Annotated in this window: 9 protein-coding genes; 6 read left to right on the plus strand and 3 right to left on the minus strand. The window is 67.6% G+C overall.

The annotated features are described in order from the left end of the window. Nucleotides 1–21: 21 nt before the first annotated feature. Together QZ709_RS09835 and norR are read right to left on the minus strand one after the other, a co-directional pair. Nucleotides 22–1,278, minus strand: a complete 1,257-nt coding sequence (locus tag QZ709_RS09835) for a pitrilysin family protein (protein WP_294637094.1) — start codon at nt 1,276–1,278, stop codon at nt 22–24. A gap of 222 nt (nt 1,279–1,500) precedes the next feature. Next, complete coding sequence (gene norR / locus QZ709_RS09840; protein ID WP_294637095.1) at nt 1,501–3,051, minus strand: nitric oxide reductase transcriptional regulator NorR; 1,551 nt, start codon at nt 3,049–3,051, stop codon at nt 1,501–1,503. 154 nt (nt 3,052–3,205) lie between these two features. Between norR and ytfE the strand changes: the two genes are divergently transcribed. Both ytfE and QZ709_RS09850 read left to right on the plus strand, forming a co-directional pair. Further along, nucleotides 3,206–3,859, plus strand: a complete 654-nt coding sequence (ytfE, locus tag QZ709_RS09845) for an iron-sulfur cluster repair protein YtfE (protein ID WP_294637096.1) — start codon at nt 3,206–3,208, stop codon at nt 3,857–3,859. Between the two features lie 136 nt (nt 3,860–3,995). Further along, a complete protein-coding gene (locus QZ709_RS09850; protein ID WP_294637097.1) occupies nt 3,996–6,713 on the plus strand; it encodes a PAS domain S-box protein in 2,718 nt (905 codons plus the stop codon). A gap of 18 nt (nt 6,714–6,731) precedes the next feature. Here the strand turns inward: QZ709_RS09850 and QZ709_RS09855 are convergent, their stop codons facing one another. Then, entirely contained in the window at nt 6,732–7,628 is an 897-nt protein-coding gene (locus tag QZ709_RS09855) for a LysR family transcriptional regulator (protein ID WP_294637098.1), read from the minus strand. Between the two features lie 95 nt (nt 7,629–7,723). Between QZ709_RS09855 and QZ709_RS09860 the strand changes: the two genes are divergently transcribed. The 4 genes from QZ709_RS09860 to QZ709_RS09875 all read left to right on the plus strand — a co-directional run bounded on the left by QZ709_RS09860 (nt 7,724) and on the right by QZ709_RS09875 (nt 13,769). Next, the gene (locus tag QZ709_RS09860; protein ID WP_294637099.1) at nt 7,724–9,253 is read left to right on the plus strand and encodes an NADH-quinone oxidoreductase subunit L; all 1,530 of its coding nucleotides are present in this window, start codon (nt 7,724–7,726) and stop codon (nt 9,251–9,253) included. Further along, complete coding sequence (locus tag QZ709_RS09865; RefSeq protein ID WP_294637100.1) at nt 9,250–11,757, plus strand: YbcC family protein; 2,508 nt, start codon at nt 9,250–9,252, stop codon at nt 11,755–11,757. Before QZ709_RS09860 ends, QZ709_RS09865 begins: the two co-directional genes overlap by 4 nt. 93 nt (nt 11,758–11,850) lie before the next feature. Beyond that, the gene (locus QZ709_RS09870) at nt 11,851–12,363 is read left to right on the plus strand and encodes a hypothetical protein (RefSeq protein WP_294637101.1); all 513 of its coding nucleotides are present in this window, start codon (nt 11,851–11,853) and stop codon (nt 12,361–12,363) included. After that, nucleotides 12,360–13,769, plus strand: coding sequence for a GntP family permease (locus QZ709_RS09875; RefSeq protein ID WP_294637102.1), 1,410 nt, complete (start codon nt 12,360–12,362; stop codon nt 13,767–13,769). The genes QZ709_RS09870 and QZ709_RS09875 overlap by 4 nt, the downstream gene beginning before the upstream one ends. Nucleotides 13,770–13,849 lie beyond the last annotated feature (80 nt).

Raw genomic sequence — 13,849 nt, forward strand, 5'->3', positions numbered from 1 at the left:
GATGAGAGACTTCGAACTCGCCTACGGCATCTGACGGACGCTGGCGGCCAGACAGCCCGCCAGGTGCCGCGCAGACTTGACGCTGACACCCTTGCCGGTGATCGACAGCGCCGGGGGATGGGCGAGCATCCGCACGAAGACGTCCCGGACTTCTTCCGCGCGGATGTCGTCGATCAAGGCCATGGTCTCGGACAGCGGCGTCACGCTCCCGCTGGCCCAGAGTTCTTCGACGGCCCGCTCCATCGTCGCGAAGGGTCGCTCACTGGCACGCACGTACGAGACGGTCAACTGGTTCTTCGCGCGCTCCAGATGGACAGGATCAATGCGGGTCGTCTGGGCATGCAGCAGCTCGCCCGTCACCTGAACCAGCGCCTCGATCTTGTCCGGGGTGGTCACCGCATGCACCAAGAAATTGAGCCAGTTGTCTCCACCGTCGATGCTCGCATCGGCCGTGTAGGCCAGGCCGAGCCGCTCGCGCACCGTGTCGACCAACGGGGCAGACATCCCGCAGCCGAACAGATTGGCCGCAAGCGCGGCGGCCAGACGCAAGCGCCGCGATGGCATGTCGTCCGGGCCCGTGGGCATCACGGGATACGCAACGTTCAGGAACACCTGCGAGACTTGGGTAAAGCGCCGGGCCACCGCCTGGCCGGCATATGCCGCGGGCGTGGGTGGATGCGACCCGACGCCGTCGGTCGATGCCGGCATGGCCGCGAACAGATCCTCGGCGTGGCTCATCCACGCGTCGACGTCGAAGTGGCCGGCCGCGACGACAACCGTGTTGTCGGCCACGTAATGCCGCTGCACATGGCGAACCAGATCGTCGCGCGTGAAGCCCTCGATGTTCTCGACCGTGCCGATGACGGGCATGCCCATGGGATGGCCCCCCCAGATGGCGCGGTCGAGCAGGTCGTTGCCACTGTCGTCGGGGTCTTCGTCGTACTCGATGGCTTCCTGGCGGATCACCTCCAGTTCGCGCTGCAGTTCAACTTCGGGAAACGTGCTGTGGAGCACGATGTCGGCCGTCATGCCGAGCAGTTGCTGCGCGTGCGCGCCCAGGCCGGTCATGAAATAGCCGGTGCTGTCCTTGCCCGTGTAGGCGTTGACGTCCGCGCCCAGCCGCTCCGCATCCAGGTTGATCGCCTGCACGGAACGCGTGGTGGTGCCCTTGAAGGCCATGTGCTCAAGGACATGGCCGATGCCATTGGTGGCGGGCGTTTCGTCGCGAGACCCGACGCGCAGGAAGACGCCCACGCTGACGCTCCGTACGTGGGGCATGGGAAGGGCCAACAGCCGGACACCGTTGGGCAGCGTACGGAGAAGCGGCTGGGTACCAATTTCATCTTGCATGGCCCATTGTCGCCGCGACCTGGGCTCACCGGATGCGTGCTTCCTGCCCTGCCCCTGATGCTGAAGTGCGAACGCACTCCACTGGCGCCATGACAACTGCCGTCATCCCTCTCCCAGCATTGCGTCATTGGGAAGGGCAGATCGGTGCGCTCACTTCAAGCCCAACCGCTTCGCCAGCTTGTGGAGGTTGCTCGCATCCAGCCCCAGCTGGCGTGCTGCCATCGCCCAGTTTCCATCGGTGTGCCGCAATGCCTGCCGGATGGCCTGGCGTTGAAGCTGATCGACCTGTTCGTGCAGGGTCACCGGCTGGGGTTTTTCATGGTCGTCGGCGGGACATCGCATCGCCGGCTCATCTGATGAGGCACCGACGAGGGTGTCGAAAGACAGATCCAGCAGGTCCACCGTCAGCGTGGCGATGTCGCTGCGGCTTACCCCGCGCGTCAACAGTTTGAGCGCCGCCCGGCCGATCACGTGCTCCAGCTCGCGCACGTTGCCGGGCCACGGATAGGCCAGCAACGCGGCCTCGGCGGCGGCATCCAGCCTCAGGCTGCGCAGGCCCAGCCGAGCCCGGTTCACCTCCAGGAAGTGGCCGGCCAGCAGCAGGATGTCGTCGCCGCGGTCGCGCAGCGGCGGCACGTGCACCGGGTACACCGAAAGCCGGTGGTACAGGTCGGCGCGGAAGGTGCCATCGGCCACGGCATCGCGCAGCGCCCGGTTGGTGGCCGCCACGATGCGCACATCCACCTTCACCGGCTTGTCGGCCCCCAGGCGCTGCACCTCGCCGTTCTGCAGGGTGCGCAGCAATTTGGCCTGGATGGTGAGCGGCAACTCGCCCACCTCGTCCAAGAACACGGTGCCGCCGCGGGCCGCTTCGAAGCGCCCGGCACGGTCGGTGGTGGCGCCGGAGAAGGCGCCACGCACATGACCGAACAGTTCGCTTTCTGCCAGCGACTCGGGCAGCGCCGCGCAGTTCACATGGACCATGGGTTTGCCCGCGCGCGGCGAGTGCTCGTGCACGCGGCTGGCGAACAGGTCCTTGCCCACCCCGGTCTCGCCCATCAGCAGCACAGGCAGGTCGGACTGGGCCACCACGTCCACCTCGTGCAGCACCTGCTGCAGCGCCGGGCTGTGGCCGATCAGGCCCAGCCGCGCGCCGCCGATGGGGATGCGCCCCGTCTGCTCGGGCTCGGCCACCCGGGCCTGCCGCAGGGCCTGCACTTCCTGTTCGAGCTGGCTCATGCGCACGGCGGCCGCCACCCAAGGCAGACATTGAAGCAAGGCCTCTCGGGCGCTGTCGTTGAAGGTGCCAGGGCGCAAAGCGTCGAGCGTGAGCACACCCCATCGATGGCCGTCGATCATCACGCTGGCACCCATGCAGTCATGCACCGGCAAGGGCTCGCCCGCCATGGCGTCGACCAGCCCGTCGTAGGGGTCGGGCAAGGTGCTGGCGTGTTCGAAGTGCACCACGCCGCGTCCCAGCAGGATGGCTGACAAGCGCGGGTGCTGCGCAATCACGAAGGCCCGGCCCATGGCGTCACGCGTCAGCCCATCGACGGCCACAGGGCGCAGCCGCTCGCCCTCTTCCTGCAGCAAGGCCACGGCGTGACAGGCGAACTGCGCTTTCAGTTGCGACACCAGCCGCTGCAAGCGCACCGCCCGGGGCAAGGTGACCGCCAGATCGGCCCAGCCCAGGGTCGCCATCGTGGTGATATCTACCCTTTGAATGGTCATTTTCACCCTATTTGATAGGGTTTATTCTACCCTTTGTTTAGCCAAGTAATTGATTTTCAAGGGAGGAGAAACGGGCCCGGGCTTTGCGCTAGGGAAGGCATCTCACACGAAGGAGTCCTTCACCATGAACCACGCCGACGAATCCCTGGGCCTGCTGGCCCGCACCATCCCGGGCGCCACCAAGGTGTTCCACGAATACCACCTCGACTTCTGCTGCGGTGGCAAGCAGACCCTGCAACAGGCGGCCGACAAGGCCGGCATCGATGCCGCCCGCATCGTCGCGCAACTGGCCCGGCTGCAACCGCAGGCCGATGGGGCCGTGGACTGGACCGACGCGCCCACCCCGGCACTCATCGAGCACATCCTCGAGCGCTTCCACGCACGCCACCGCGAGCAGCTGCCCGAGTTGATCCGCCTGGCCCGCCGCGTGGAATCCGTGCACGGCGATCGGCCTGAGTGTCCCTTGGGGCTGGCCGACCACCTCGAGAACATGCTGCAAGAACTCGAGAGCCACATGCAGAAGGAAGAGATGGTGCTGTTCCCGATGCTGCAACGCGGTCAGACCGACATGGCCGTCATGCCGGTCCAGGTGATGCGGCACGAGCACGATCACCACGGCGGCGAACTGGCCAAGCTGGAGGCGCTCACCAACGGCATCACCCTGCCCCGCGGTGCCTGCAACACCTGGCGCGCGCTGTACCTGGGGCTGCAAACCCTGCGTGAAGACCTGATGGAGCACATCCACCTCGAGAACAACGTGCTGTTCGATCGCGTCTGACGCGGACAAGGCAATGCGGCGATCCGTGATGCATGCCGCACCGGTTTTCCGGATCTCGGCATTGCCCTTTCTTATCTGAGGACCGCTTCAGCACGCGCCCCACATAGTGACGGTGGCATCGCCACGCCACCGTACCGTGAAGCTCTATTCCTCCCTCAGCATCCAGGGCCGCGTCACCCTCTGGGCCACCATCATCGTCCTCTTCGGGGTGGCGGTGCTGTCGGCGGCCGGCATCTCGGTTTTGCGGTCTGATCTGCGCCAGGCAGCGTTTGCGGCTCAGGGCGCGCTGGTCGGCAGCGTGGCGGAGGACCTCGATGAAAAGCTGCTGTTGCGCAAGCGGGCGGTGCTCACGGTGGCGCAGACGATCAATGCCGAACTGCTGCCCGAGCCCGCGGCGCTGCGGGCCGACTTCTCTCACAGAAAGCTGTTTCAGAGCCTGTTCGACATCGTTGTGATCACCGACGCCACAGGCCGTGTGATCACCGAATGGCCGGTGCGCCCGAACGAAGGCGTGATCTCCGTCGCAGACCGAGCCTACTTTCAGAAGGCGATGCGCACGGGCGAGGTCGTGATCTCGGAGCCGCTGGCCAACAAGATGACCGGCGAGCCGACCTTGGTGTTTGCTGCCCCGATTCGCGACGCGCACGGCAGAGTCGCAGGCGCCCTGCTGGGCAGCCTCATCCTGACCCGCGACAACTTTTTGGCATCCCTGCGCGAGACCCGTGTGGGCCAGGGTGGCTACTTCTATCTGGCCTCGAAAGGCGAGGCACCGCGGTTCGTGCTTCACCACGACGTGAAGCGCATCATGAGCCCGGTGCCGCCGGCCTCGGTCAGCCAGCCCCTGCATCAGGCCCTGGCCGGCTTCGAGGGCACGATCGAAGGCGTGAACAGCCAGGGTCTGAAGGCGCTGTACACCTTCAAGTCATTGACCTCGGTCCCCTGGGTGCTGTGCGGGGCCTACCCGACGGCGGAAGCCTATGCCCCCATCGAGTCCCGCTCGGACCAGTTGCTGGTGGGGGCGGTGGTGTTCGCCGGCCTGGGGGGCCTGCTGATGGGCGCGGTGACGCGCAGGCAACTGCGCCCGCTGGTGCAGCTGAAGCGGGAACTGCAGGCAGCCACCCAAGGCAATGACCAGCCCCTGCCCCTGCAATCCGGCCCGAAGGACCTGCGCGAACTGGCAGAGGTCTACAACGCCGTGCGGCTGCACAAGCAGCAGGCCGAGTCGGCACAACTCGACATCCAGCGCCGGCTTCGCGCGGTGCTGGAGCACGCGGGCGATGCCTTCGTCAGCATCGACGCGAACGGGGGCATCACCGAGTGGAACCAGGAAGCCGAGGAGACGTTCGGCTGGCCGCGGGCCCACGTTCTCGGGCTGCCGTTGGATCAGGTGCTGATCCCGGCCGAACACCGCCACGCACACAACCGCGGTTTCTCACACTTCCTCGGATCGGGCATGGGCCCCGTCATCGGCCAGCGCATCGAGGTGATGGCCCTTCACCGGACCGGCCGGCTCATCCCCGTCGAGCTGTCCGTGTCGGCGCTGAAGGAAGGGGGGCAGTGGATTGCCCATGCGTTCATGCGCGACATCTCGGATCGCAAGGCATGGGAAGAGAAACTGGCGGCCAGCGAGCGTCACCTGCGCGACATCATGGACAACATGCCCGCGGAGATCGCGGTGATGGACCGACAGGGGCGTTTCATCAGCGTCAACACCCACCGCGCCCGCACGCTGGGTCTGCCGGAACGCGCGCTGCTCGGAGCGGCTGCGCGCGACTTTCTCGACAAGGAAGAGCGCCAGGTGATCGAGCCCTGGTTCAGGCAGGCGCTCGCAGGGCACGCCGTTCAGTTCGAGACCACCCGCAAGCGCGATGGCAAGCGCCACCAGCTGCACTATTTCATTCCGGACAAGGGCCCGGACGGCGAGGTGTGTGGCGTCTATGAGATGACGCTGGACATCACCGACCGCAAGGAAGCGGAACAGCTGCTGGCCACCAACCAGGCGCAGCTGCGGGCCATCACGAACAACCTGCCCGTGTTGATCGCCTACATCGACACAGCAGGCATCTACCGCTTCTGCAACGCCACGTTCGAGCAGTGGTTCGGCCGCCCGGTTGCCGACATCGTGAACCGGCCACTCGATGCCCTGCTGAGGGACGAAACGTGGACCCGCAAGCTGAGATCGGCGCTGTGCGGCGAACGGGTCGAGTTCACCACGCAGCTGCAGCACGGAGACACGCACCGCCACGTGATGGCGCTCTACATCCCGGACCTTGGCGCGTCGGGCGAGGTGCATGGCGTGCACGCGCTGACCTTCGACATCACCCAGTCCAAGGTCTACGAGCAGCAGCTGCTTGAACTGGCGCGGCACGACAGCCTGACCGGCCTGCCCAATCGCCGCTACTTCGAAGAGAAGCTCGATGAAGCGATGGCGCGGGCGCGCCGATCGGGCCGGGCGATGGCCTTGCTGTATCTGGACCTGGACCGCTTCAAGCACATCAACGACACACGTGGCCACGGTGTGGGTGACGACCTGCTCAAGGGCTTTGCGCAACGGCTGGTGGCTTCCGTGCGCACGACCGACGCCGTGTGCCGGCTGGCGGGAGACGAGTTCACCGTCATCCTGGAGGGCCTGCACCATGAGGACGAGGCCACGCTGGTGGCCGGCAAGATCGAACGGGCCATGGAAGAACCGATGCAGGTTCAGGACGGGGTTGTGCAGACCTCCACCAGCATCGGCGTGGCGGTGTTTTCCGGGGGTGCTGGAACCGGCGCCGCGCTGCTGGACAAGGCCGATCAGGCGCTCTATGCGGCCAAGCGCGCCGGCCGCGCCACCTTCCACGTGACGACGTTCTGAGGCGCCACGCGGCCGGCGTCACGACGCGGCCGGATGCCCGGACAGCAGCGTTTCAAGCACGTCGATGCGGTGGCGATGGGGCGTCGTGATCGCATAAAAGCGCTCCTGCAGCGCGGTGGAACGCCCCACGGCAATCAGCAGGCCCGCACGCAGTTCATCCTGCACCACCACCTCGGGCAGCACGGTGAGCCAGCCGCTGTCGCGCGCAATGAGGCGCAGCATGGCCATGTCGTCGACTTCCGCGCGCACCCTCGGCGTGACGGCGGCCGAAGCACACAAGGCGTCGAATTGGGCGCGCAGCGCATGCCGCGGCCCGGGCAGGGCGATGTCGAGTCCATCGAGGTCTTCCGGGATGCGCAGGGTACGCCCGTGCCACCGGCTGGCCGGGCCGACCAGCGAGATGGACTGGCTTCCGAGAAACCGGCAATGGAAGGGCCGGTCTGGGTCGGCCGGCACGGTTTCATTGGCCAGCACCACATCGAGTTGATGCTGCACGAGGCGAGCCAGCAGGCCCTCGAGCACACCGGACTCCAGCGTCAGGACCACGTCCGGCTCGGCCAACAAGGGGCGGATCCAGTTCTCCTGGTAGTTGCGGGACAGGGTGGCCACACTGCCCACGCGCAGCCGCCGAACGCCCGCCACGCGCCCTTGAAGGCGGCCCAGCATTTCCTGCCCCAGACCGAAGATGTTGTCTGCATAGGCCTGCACGAGTTGCCCGGCATCGGTGAGGGTCAGACGACGCCCTTCCCGGATGAACAGGTCCTCGCCCAGGCGCTCCTCGAGCTGGCGGATCTGGGAGGAGACCGCGGACTGGGCCGTGTGCAGTTCCTCGGCGGCGCGCGTCAGATGGCCCAGTTTGGCCACCCGCCAGAAGTAGAACAAGTGATGGAAATTGAGTTGGTCCAATCCGTTCATTCTGTTTTTCGTATCAATGCGTTCTTATCAATGTAATTTACAGAACAGCCACCGGCAAGCATCATCCCGGCGTTGAGGCTGGAAAGGATCACGAGATGGAAACAGCAACCTGGGCGATGTGGGCGAGCGTCCTCGCGCCCGCCGGGCTGATGGCGGCCATGGCAGCGCTGACCGGGTTGCCCTCCCTGTCGATGGCCGCACTGTGGCGTGCCTTCCTCGTGCTCTCGGTGGGCGCCGTGGGGTGGCTGGTTCTGACCCTGTGTGGCGCCGTGCCCGGTGTCAACGGCAACGGGCTCTTGCAGCCCACACCCTTCGGGCGGATCATGGCGCTGCTGGTGCAGCTGCTCGGCACGGTCATTGGCGCCTTTTCTGCACGCTATCTGCAAGGCGAGCCGGGCCAGCGCCGCTACCTGGCCGCACTGGCCGCGGTGCTGACGGCCGTGCATCTGCTTCTGATGGCCGACCACTGGTTGCTGCTGGTGGCCGCCTGGACGGCCGTCGGGGCCGCGCTGCAACACCTGCTGTGCTTCTACCCCGAGCGCCCCTTTGCCCGGCTGGCGGCCTACAAGAAGCGCCTGGCCGACCGCGTGGCCGATGGCCTGCTGCTGGGCGCCGCGGGCCTGGCCTGGGCAGAGGTCGGCAGTGGCAGTCTGTCCGCCCTGTCCACGCACGTGGCGGCCCATGGCATGTCGGTGTCATTGCACGCCAGCGCGCTGGCTCTGGTGCTGGCGGTCATCCTGCGCACGGCCCTGCTGCCCGTGCACGGCTGGCTCATCCAGGTGATGGAAGCGCCCACCCCCGTCTCCGCCTTGCTGCATGCGGGGGTCGTCAACCTGGGCGGCTTCGTGTTGATCCGGTTTGCGCCCTTGCTGGAACAGGCCGCCCCCGCGCGGGCCGTGCTGCTGGTGTTCGGTCTGGCGACGGCGGTGCTGGGCGGCATGGTGATGCTCACGCGCATCAGCGTCAAGGTCCGGCTGGCGTGGTCCACCGTGGCCCAGATGGGCTTCATGGTGCTCGAATGTGCGCTGGGGCTTTACACCCTGGCCGCACTGCACCTGGTCGGCCACTCGCTGTACAAGGCCCATGCCTTCCTGGCCGCCTCGTCGGTCGTCCGACAGACCCGCCTTCAGGCCCTGCACGGCCCCACGCTGCCCGGCGGCGCAAGCCTGGTGCTGGCGCCGGTGGTTGCGGTGGCCACGGTGCTCGGCATCCAGATGGGGATCGGGCCGACGTCCTGGCCAGGGTGGTGGAGCGCCTTGCTGGGGCTGGCCTGGGCGCCGCTCCTCTGGTTGCCCGTCGGCTCGCCTGCACCCTGGCGGCAGGCCCTCTTCGGCATGCTCGTGGTGGGCGCACTGACGGGGCTCGCGCTGCTGGCTCACGCGGTGCCGCTCGGCATCATCGACATGCCGCACAACGGGCTCGGCCTCATCGCCCTGTCCGGCATGGCCGCCCTGTATGTCGGCCTGGCGTTGCTGCAGCGTCAACCGCAGTGGCTCGCCCGCTGGCGCCGCTGGAGCTATGCGGGCTTCTACGTGGACGAAGCCTACACCCGCCTGGCACTGCGCCTGTGGCCCACCCGCTGGGCCCCCGCCACCGCCGACGCCACCCAGGGAACACAACCATGATCGACTTCGCTGCCGCTTCTCTGCAGACCGACGCGCTGCACGATGACATCGAGCGGGCCTGCAGCCAGGCCTGCCAGGCCATCGCCCCCGCCTGGCCGCTGGACCGGGCCATTGCGGTCAATCCGCACTGGTCCCGCATCGGCATGCCAGTGCGCCGCGTGGCGGCCCGCATGGCGGTGCTGGCCGGCATCCACGTGTTCCCGCCCCGCGCCCGTCAGCAGCGTGCGTGGCGGGAGGGCCGCATCACGCCAGCCGACCTCGACCAGGCCCTGCAGCAGTTGCCGGAAGCCGGCGCGCAACGCATCACGGCGAACACCTGCGCCGAGGCGCTGGCGCACCCCGCACCCATGACCCAGCTGCCGCTGTTGATCGACGTGCTCGACAACGACCCGCAACGGCACACGCGGTTGTCATGGCGGCAGGCGATCACGCACCAGGTCAGCCAGTCCTGCGCGGCGTACTTCGACGAGCACCAGGCCGACTGGCAACCTCAGCGCACACAGGGCCTGTATGCCTTCTGGCGGGACACGCTGCAGCACGACCATGGCATCGGCCTGCTCATGGGCCTGCCCCACATCGGCCGCGCCATCGACGCCCTGCCCGCCACCGCGCAGGATGCCGAACGCTGGGTGATGCAGCGTCTGGGCTTGCCGCCCGCGGTGTGGGCCGACTACCTGGAATCGGTGCTGCTCACCGTCAATGGATGGGCGTCGTGGTGCGCCTACCTCGGGTGGCAGGCGCGCCTGGAAGGCCGCCACGACACCCACCTGCGCGAGCTGCTCGCGATTCGCCTCGCCTGGGGCGCCTTGCTGCTGGAGTGCAAGGACGATACGGCCGCCAGACAGGCGTTCTCGGCACTGCAGCGGGCCTGGCAGCAAGCGCCGGCGGTGTTGCAGCAAGCCGAGGCGGACCTGCTGGTGGACGAGGTCTGGCAGCTTGCGCTGGAGCTGGGCTACCAGCGCGAGCTTGCGCAGCGCTTGCAGATGGCACCCGGTGCAGCCGCGGCCGAAGAGAAGGTGGATGTGCAAGCGGCGTTCTGCATCGACGTGCGCAGCGAGCCCTTGCGGCGCGCCCTCGAGGCAGTCTCCCCGGGCTTCCAGACACTGGGCTTCGCGGGGTTCTTCGGCCTGCCTGTGGCCTACACCCCACTGGCAACCGAGGCCCGACGACCCCAGTTGCCCGGGCTGCTCCCGCCGGGCGTCGAGGCCACGGACTGCATCGTGCAGAGCGATCCGGCTCCGAAGCGAACCGACGCCGAGGAGCACGATACCGCGCACCACACCCGCCGCCTGCGGCTGGCCCTGGGCGATCAGTGGCATGCCGCCAGCCGCTGGCCCGGTGCGGCCTTCTCCTTCGTCGAAGCCGCTGGCATCGGTTACCTGGGCAAGCTGGGCCACTGGCTTCTGCCTGGCCGCACGGCCCGTGCACGAGACGACCTTGCAGGGCTGCCTGCACGCTATCGCCCGCTCTGTCGGCCCCATCTGGTAGGCCTGGATCTGGACGCCAAGGTGGCGCTGGCGGCCCGGGTGCTGCACGCCATGGGCCTGGACCGTCAGCTCGCGCCCATGGTGCTGCTGGTGGGACACGGAAGCCAGTCAACCAACAACGCGCACGCGGCTGCACTGGACTGCGGCGCCTGCTGTGGACAAACGGGCGAGGTCAACGCGCGCACGCTGGCCCGCCTGCTCAACGAGGCCGAAGTGAGGGCGGGCCTGCAGGCACGCGACCTCGTCATCCCGCCCTCGACCGTGTTCGTGGCCGCGCTGCACAACACCACCACCGACGAGATCGAAGGCTTCGACATCGACCTGCTGCCTGCGGCCGCGCGTGCACGCTGGGCTGAACTGCAGGATGTGTTCGAGCGCGCAGGCGCCCAGGTCCGCCGCGAGCGGGCACCCCGCCTCGGCCTGACAGCCCCCGTCTCGCAAAAGGGCCTGCTGGACCAGCTTCGCCGTCGCGGCAACGACGGCGCCCAGACCCGGCCCGAGTGGGGGCTGGCGGGCAACGCCGCCTTCGTGATCGCCCCGCGGCATCGCACCCGGGGTGTCGCGCTGGACGGTCGGTGCTTTCTGCACGACTACGACGCCCGCCACGACGAGGACGGCAGCCTCCTGGAACTGCTGATGACGGCACCGATGCTCGTCACCCACTGGATCAACTGGCAGTACCACGCCTCGACCTGCGACCCGCAACGGCTCGGCAGCGGCAACAAGCTGCTCCACAACGTGGTGGGCGGCTGCCTGGGCGTGTTCGAGGGCAACGGCGGCGACCTGCGCATCGGCCTGTCCCGGCAGTCTCTGCATGACGGCGACCGCTGGGTGCACGAGCCCTTGCGCCTGACCGTGGTCATCGATGCCCCCCAGGCGGCCATCGAAGCGGTGATCGCCAAGCACGCGGTGGTTGGCCAGCTGATCAAGAACGGCTGGCTGCATCTGTGGCGGTTCGATGCCACGGGCCTGGTGCGATTCGATCAGGGCACCTGGCGCGCTTCCAGCATGGGGTAGGACCTGCCGAGGCGAAGGGGTCAGGCGCGCCGTTTGCTCCCGGCGTCGCATTACAACCCCATCGCCCTGGCCAGAACCGAGGGCGTTTCCACCATGAAGATGCCCAGCCTGCTCTTTTCAGCGCTCATAGGCGCCGTGGCCAGTGCACGGTCCATGACGCCCATGGCCGCCATCGCGACCGCGCGACTCGCAGGGGCCTCCACGCCGGGAAGGCTGATGCTCCTGGACCGCCCGCTCTTCCGATTCGGGGCGCTCGCCATGGGCGTCGGCGAGCTGCTCGGCGACAAGATGAAGACGGCACCCGATCGCACCGTCTTCCTGGGCCTGCTGGCCCGCGTGATGAGCGCCGGCATCGCAGGCGCCGCCCTGGCGCCGTCTGGCAGAGAGCGAGCCGGCGCCGCGGTCGCCATCGCCACCGCCGTGCCGCTCGCCTATGCGACCCTGGCTCAACGCAAGCGCGCCATGGTGCGCATCGGCCAGACCCGCAGCGGCCTGATCGAGGACGCGCTGATCGTGGCCGCCGGTGCGGCCGTTCTTGCGCTCGCGACCCGACCGCGGCACACGGGGCGGGCAGCACATGGCCTGCGGATGGAGAGCGCCACATGAGCTTCCTCATCTGCATCGCGGCCCTCAGCTTCCTGATGTTCGTGGCCTACCGCGGCCTCAGCGTCATCCTGTTCGCCCCCATTGCCGCGCTGGGGGCCGTCCTGCTCACGGCCCCGTCCGAGGTCATGCCGGTCTACAGCGACCTGTTCATGGACAAGGCCGTCGTGTTCATCAAGCTGTACTTTCCGGTCTTCCTGCTGGGCGCCCTCTTCGGCAAGGTGATCGAGCTGTCGGGATTTGCCCGCTCCATCACCTCGTCCGTGATCCATCTGGCCGGCCGCCAGCGCGCGGTGCTGGCCATCGTGCTGGTGTGCAGCATCCTGACGTATGGGGGCGTCTCGTTGTTCGTGGTGGTGTTTGCCGTGTACCCGTTTGCGGCAGAGTTGTTCCGGCAAGGCCATCTGCCCAAGCGCCTGATTCCCGGCACCATCGCCCTGGGGGCCTTCACGCTGACCATGGACGCCCTGCCCGGCACGCCGCAGATCCAGAACGTCATCCCCACCAGTTTCTTCGGCACGGACATCTACGCGGCGCCCATTCTGGGCACTCTCGGAGGGGCCTACATCCTGTTGATGGGCATGCTGTACCTGAACTGGCGCCTGCGACAGGCCATGCGGGCCAACGAAGGCTACGGCACGGGCCACACCAACGAACCCGAGCAGGCTGCAGCCGGCGTCACGGCCCATCCGCTGGTCGCCATCCTGCCATTGCTGGTGGTGGGCGTGAGCAACTGGGCGTTCACCAAGCACGTCTTCCCAGCGGTCTACATGCCGGACCCGACCATCACCACCACATCGGTCACCCTCGCTGGTCTGAGCAAGCCGATCGACGTGGCCGTCAAGTCGATGATCGGCATCTGGTCGGTCGAGGTCGCCCTCGTGCTGGGCATTCTCACCGTGCTGGCTTTCGCCTTCCGCACGGTGGCATCGCGCTTTGCAGAGGGCAGCAAGCAAGCGATCGCCGGCTCCCTGCTCGCCGCAGTCAACACGGCCAGCGAATACGGGTTCGGGGCGGTCATTGCCGCCCTGCCCGGCTTTCTGGTCATCCGCGACGCGCTCAAGGCCATTCCCAATCCATTGGTGAACGAGGCGATTGCGGTGACCACACTGGCCGGCATCACCGGCTCGGCATCGGGCGGGATGAGCATCGCGCTGGCGGCGATGGCCCAACAGTTCAAGGACGCGGCGACGGCTTCCGGCATTCCGATGGAGGTGCTGCACCGCGTGGCTTCGATGGCCAGCGGTGGGATGGACACCCTGCCGCACAACGGCGCAGTGATCACCCTGCTGATGGTGACCGGGCTCACGCACCGCACGTCTTACAAGGACATCTTTGCCATCACCTGCATCAAGACGTCCGCGGTGTTCGTCGTGATCGCGCTGTACTACCTGACGGGGCTGGTCTGAGCCGGACAGGGTGAAGCCGACATAGAAGGGCTCGCTGCCTGAGCGGAGACAGGTGGCGGGCCACTGCCTCCGTCTTGAGC

The organism is uncultured Aquabacterium sp. (assembly GCF_913773725.1).
Taxonomy (GTDB): domain Bacteria; phylum Pseudomonadota; class Gammaproteobacteria; order Burkholderiales; family Burkholderiaceae_C; genus Aquabacterium.

Excerpts from the sequence above, each read along its gene's own strand:
- QZ709_RS09835 (WP_294637094.1), bottom strand. The coding sequence starts at position 1,278 with ATGCCCCACGTACGGAGCGTCAGCGTGGGCGTCTTCCTGCGCGTCGGG.
- norR (WP_294637095.1), bottom strand. The coding sequence starts at position 3,051 with ATGGCGACCCTGGGCTGGGCCGATCTGGCGGTCACCTTGCCCCGGGCG.
- ytfE (WP_294637096.1), top strand. The coding sequence starts at position 3,206 with ATGAACCACGCCGACGAATCCCTGGGCCTGCTGGCCCGCACCATCCCG.
- QZ709_RS09855 (WP_294637098.1), bottom strand. The coding sequence starts at position 7,628 with ATGAACGGATTGGACCAACTCAATTTCCATCACTTGTTCTACTTCTGG.
- QZ709_RS09860 (WP_294637099.1), top strand. The coding sequence starts at position 7,724 with ATGGAAACAGCAACCTGGGCGATGTGGGCGAGCGTCCTCGCGCCCGCC.
- QZ709_RS09865 (WP_294637100.1), top strand. The coding sequence starts at position 9,250 with ATGATCGACTTCGCTGCCGCTTCTCTGCAGACCGACGCGCTGCACGAT.
- QZ709_RS09870 (WP_294637101.1), top strand. The coding sequence starts at position 11,851 with ATGAAGATGCCCAGCCTGCTCTTTTCAGCGCTCATAGGCGCCGTGGCC.
- QZ709_RS09875 (WP_294637102.1), top strand. The coding sequence starts at position 12,360 with ATGAGCTTCCTCATCTGCATCGCGGCCCTCAGCTTCCTGATGTTCGTG.